This window comes from Bradyrhizobium sp. (genome assembly GCF_016462955.1).
In the GTDB taxonomy this organism is placed as follows: Bacteria; Pseudomonadota; Alphaproteobacteria; order Rhizobiales; family Xanthobacteraceae; genus Bradyrhizobium.
The window spans coordinates 5,267-9,215 of sequence record NZ_JAEMSD010000272.1 but is presented as its reverse complement, the minus strand read 5'-3'; the positions used below and the strand labels follow the sequence as shown (position 1 = coordinate 9,215).

Annotated in this window: 2 protein-coding genes and 2 pseudogenes; 1 reads left to right on the top strand and 3 read right to left on the bottom strand. The window is 63.3% G+C overall.

Translation table 11 applies throughout. From position 1 onward, the window contains the following. From JHD07_RS24250 to cyoA, 3 genes and pseudogenes are all read right to left on the bottom strand, one after another. Positions 1-114: pseudogene (locus tag JHD07_RS24250) on the bottom strand (cytochrome o ubiquinol oxidase subunit III); the annotation flags it as partial. Next, entirely contained in the window at positions 115-2,112 is a 1,998-nt protein-coding gene (gene cyoB / locus JHD07_RS24245) for a cytochrome o ubiquinol oxidase subunit I (RefSeq protein WP_291626641.1), read from the bottom strand. 12 nt (positions 2,113-2,124) lie between these two features. Next, positions 2,125-3,285, bottom strand: coding sequence for a ubiquinol oxidase subunit II (gene cyoA / locus JHD07_RS24240; protein ID WP_291626639.1), 1,161 nt, complete (start codon positions 3,283-3,285; stop codon positions 2,125-2,127). A 180-nt stretch (positions 3,286-3,465) separates the two neighbouring features. On the opposite strand from cyoA, the pseudogene JHD07_RS24235 reads away from it, so the two are divergent. After that, positions 3,466-3,949, top strand: a pseudogene (locus JHD07_RS24235) (MFS transporter); the annotation flags it as partial.

The window sequence follows — 3,949 nt, the reverse complement described above, 5'->3', positions numbered from 1 at the left end:
CATCAGGTAGATCCAGAAGCCGAGCGAGGTGCTCCAGCCTTCCGGATGCGGATGTTCGTCGGCGAGATAGAAGACCGGCTCTCCGGTCTGCGAGGGATGAACGGCGACGGTCATTTACTTGGCTCCGGCGAGCAGCTTGGTGCGCGCGTCCTCGGTCCGGATGACGTCTTCAGCCGGAATGTCGAAGTCGCGGTGATAGTTGAAGGTGTGACCGATCCCGACGGCGAGCATTGCGATGAAGCTCACGGCGGCGAGCCACCACATGTACCAGATCAGGCCGAAACCCATCGCGGTGGCGAGGCCGGCTAGAATGATGCCGGTGCTGGTGCTGCTGGGCATGTGGATCGGCTTGAAGCCGGTGAGCGGACGCTGGTAGCCGCGCCGCTTCATGTCCCACCATGCGTCGTTGTCGTGGACGACCGGGGTGAAGGCGAAGTTATAGTCGGGCGGCGGCGAAGAGGTCGCCCATTCCAGCGTGCGTGCGTCCCAGGGATCGCCGGTGACGTCCTTGAGCTGCTCGCGCTTGAGCAGGCTGACGGCGAACTGCATCAGCATCGAGAGAATGCCGATGAAGATGAAGACGGCACCGATCGCGGCGATGACGAACCAGATTTGCAGTGACGGGTCGTCGAACACGCGCAGGCGGCGGGTCACGCCCATCAGGCCGAGCACGTAGAGCGGCATGAAGGCGAGGTAGAAGCCGGTGACCCAGAACCAGAACGACATCTTGCCCCAGAACGGGTCGAGCTTGAAGCCGAACGCCTTCGGGAACCAGTAGTTGATGCCGGCGAACGCGCCGAACACCACGCCACCGATGATGACGTTGTGGAAATGCGCGATCAGGAACAGGCTGTTGTGAAGGACGAAGTCGGCCGGCGGCACCGCGAGCAGCACGCCGGTCATGCCGCCGATCACGAAGGTCAGCATGAAGGCGACTGTCCACATCATCGGCAGTTCGTAGCGGATCCGGCCGCGATACATCGTGAACAGCCAGTTGAACATCTTCGCGCCCGTGGGGATCGAGATGATCATCGTCGTGATCCCGAAGAACGAGTTGACGCTGGCGCCCGAGCCCATCGTGAAGAAGTGGTGCAGCCACACCAGGTACGACAGGATGGTGATGACGACCGTGGCGTAGACCATCGAAGTGTAGCCGAACAGCCGCTTGCCGGAGAAGGTCGAGGTGACCTCGGAGAAGATGCCGAACGCCGGGAGCACCAGGATGTAGACCTCGGGATGGCCCCAGATCCAGATCAGGTTCACGTACATCATCGGGCTGCCGCCGAAATCGTTCGTGAAGAAGTTGGTGCCGACGTAGCGGTCGAGCGAGAGCAGCGCGAGCACGACGGTCAGGACCGGGAAAGAGGCAACGATCAGCACGTTGGTGCAGAGCGAGGTCCAGGTGAAAACCGGCATCTTCATCATGGTCATGCCGGGGCAGCGCAGCTTGACGATGGTGCAGATCAGATTGATGCCGGACAACGTCGTTCCGACGCCGGCGACCTGCAGCGCCCAAATGTAATAGTCGACGCCGACATCGGGACTGTAGCCGATGTTCGACAGCGGCGGATAAGCCAGCCAGCCGGTGCGGGCGAATTCGCCGATGAACAGCGAGGCCATCACCAGCACCGCGCCGCCGACCGTCATCCAGAAGCTGAAATTGTTCAGGAACGGAAACGAGACGTCGCGGGCGCCGATCTGCAGCGGCACGACGTAGTTCATCAGGCCCGTGACCAACGGCATCGCCACGAAGAAGATCATGATCACGCCGTGGGCGGTGAAGACCTGGTCGTAGTGATGGGCGTTGAGATAGCCCTCGGAGCCATTGAAGGCGAGCATCTGCTGCCCGCGCATCATCAGCGCGTCCGCAAAGCCGCGCAGCAGCATCACGATGCCGAGGATCATGTACATAATGCCGATGCGCTTGTGGTCCACGGTGGTGAACCACTCGCGCCAGAGATAGCCCCAGAGGCGGAAATAGGTGAGGGCGCCGAGCAGCGCCGCTCCGCCGAGCGCGACCACGGCGAAGGTGCCGACGACGATCGGCTCGTGCAGCGGCAGCGACTCGAAGCCGAGCCGGCCGAAGATGAGCTTGAGAAGATCAGGAGACATGCGCGTTCTCTGTTAGGAATCTGACTTCGGACGTGGTCCGAGGAAGAAGGACGAGGACTTCAGCGGCGTGAAGCTCGGCCGCTTCAGTCCGGCGCCGGTGAGCGGCGCCATGTCGAGCGGGGCCGTGATGGAGGCGGAGGTCTGGCCCTGCGGCGCATCAGGCGTGCAGGCGCCGGCGACGAAGGTTGGCGCCGGCCCGAGCGGGGCGCCGCGGCGGGCGTATTTGTCGTAGGTGAGCGGCAGGGTGTTGTTCAGACCCTGGTGGCCGGCGCCGCCCTTGGCGTCGATCGCCATCATCTCGCTCTGGCACATCTTGCCTGTCTCGACGCACATATTGAGGATCAGGCGATAGAGATCGGCATCGACGCTGCCCCAGCGGCGCACCGGCTCGTTCTGGCTGGGCTTCTCGAGCTGGAGATATTCGGCGCGGCCGAGCGAGCCGCCGGCGGATTTGGCGCTGGCGATCCAGTCGTCAAAACCTTTGTCGTCGAGTCCCCTAAACTTGAAGTTCATGCCGGAGAAGCCGGCGCCGCTGTAGTTGGCCGAAAAACCCTTGTAGGTGCCGGCGTGGTTGACGACGGCGTGCAGCTTGGTCTCCATGCCCGGCATTGCGTAGATCTGGCCGGCGAGCGCGGGGATGTAGAAAGAGTTCATCACCGAGGACGCGGTGATGCGGAAGGTGATCGGACGATCGACCGGCGCGGCGAGTTCGTTGACGCTCGCGATGCCGTAATCCGGGTAGATGAAGAGCCATTTCCAGTCGAGCGCGACGACGTCGACTTCGAGGGGAGCCTTGGACTGGTCCACGGCGCGGTCGGCATGAATGCGGCCGAGGGTGCGATAGGGGTCGAGGAGATGTGTGCCCATCCAGGTCAGCGCGCCGAGGCAAACGATGATCAGCAGCGGTGCCGACCAGATCACCAGCTCGAGCGCGGTCGAGTGATCCCAATCCGGCTCGTAGGGAGCCGCCGTGTTGGACTGGCGATAGCGCCAGGCGAACAGCACCGTCAGCGCCATCACGGGGAGGACGATGAGGAGCATCAGGACGGTGGAGATGATGACGAGGTCGCGCTGTTGGGCTGCGATATCGCCGGCCGGCGCCAGCACGACATAGTCGCAGCCGGTGAGAGCGGCAGCCAGAGGTAGTAGCGCCAGGATCTTGAGACGAGACACGGGCCGAGCCTTTGAGAATGAGTTTCTTTTGCGGGGCCAACGGGTAGCTGCGGCGCAACAGGCGGGACATTGGACAATTTGTCCAATGTTGCATTGCGGAATGCTGGATCAGACAGGGCCGGACTGCCTGGCGCCCGCCGGGCGGTCGGCCTTGGTTTTTAAGACGTTAAGGGCGCACGCATGGCGACGGCACAGACCCCCGCAATGACAGACATCCACACCGGCGAGCATGGCCACGACCAGGCCAGCCCCGGCGAGATCGCCATCGGCGTCATCATCGGCCGCACCTCGGAATTCTTCGACTTCTTCGTCTTCGCGATCGCCTCTGTGATCGTGTTTCCGCGCCTGGTGTTTCCGTTCGCCAGCGAGCTGAACGGCACCTTTTATTCCTTCATGGTCTTCGCTTTGGCCTTCATGGCCCGGCCGATCGGCACCGTCATTTTCATGACGGTCGACCGTGAGTATGGCAAGACGGCCAAGCTGATCTCGGCACTGTTCCTGCTCGGCACCGCCACCGTGGCGCTCGCGTTCCTGCCGAGCTATCACGAGATCGGCGCTGCCGCGATCTGGCTGCTGGCGCTGGCGCGTATCGCGCAGGGTCTGGCCTGGGGCGGCGCCTGGGACGGCTTGGCCTCGCTGCTGGCGCTGAATGCGCCGCCTTCCC